We start from the raw sequence: 566 nt of genomic DNA, 5'->3' as shown, positions 1-566 counted from the left end.
GGCAGCGACGCACCCTTCGCATGGGGCGTGCTGAAAGCATGGGAAGCAATGCGCGTGCTTTCACCCGATACCTGCCGGCCCTTCTCCGCCGATAGGAAGGGCCTGGTGCTGGGCGAGGGTGCGGGCATGGCCGTGCTGGAAAGCTACGAGCATGCCACGAGGCGTGGTGCCACAATTCTTGCCGAGATCGCCGGCGTCGGCCTTTCCGCCGATGCCTTCCACATTGCCGCGCCATCTGTCGAGGGGCCAGCGTCGGCGATGCGCGCCTGCCTTGCCGATGCCGGGCTGAATGCCGAGGACGTCGACTATCTCAACGCGCACGGCACCGGTACCAAGAGCAATGATCAGACTGAAACGGCGGCGATCAAGCGTGTGTTTGGAAACCACGCTTATTCGATGTCCATCTCTTCCACCAAGTCCACGCACGCGCATTGCCTCGGCGCAGCGAGCGCGCTTGAAATGATCGCCTGCGTGATGGCAATCCAAGAGGACGTCGTGCCGCCGACCGCCAACTATCGCGAGCCAGATCCCGCTTGCGACCTCGACATCACACCCAATGTGCCGCG

At 63.4% G+C, this 566-nt stretch carries 1 protein-coding gene; it reads left to right on the top strand.

Translation table 11 applies throughout. From position 1 onward, the window contains the following. Positions 1–566: beta-ketoacyl-[acyl-carrier-protein] synthase family protein (locus EOA13_RS37480; RefSeq protein ID WP_164760923.1), on the top strand; the 566-nt coding region annotated here is incomplete at both ends.

It is taken from the genome of Mesorhizobium sp. M7A.F.Ca.US.011.01.1.1, from assembly GCF_003998295.1.
GTDB lineage: Bacteria > Pseudomonadota > Alphaproteobacteria > Rhizobiales > Rhizobiaceae > Mesorhizobium.
The sequence above is the reverse complement of the archived record's forward strand: the minus strand, read 5'-3'. Positions and strand labels throughout refer to the sequence as shown.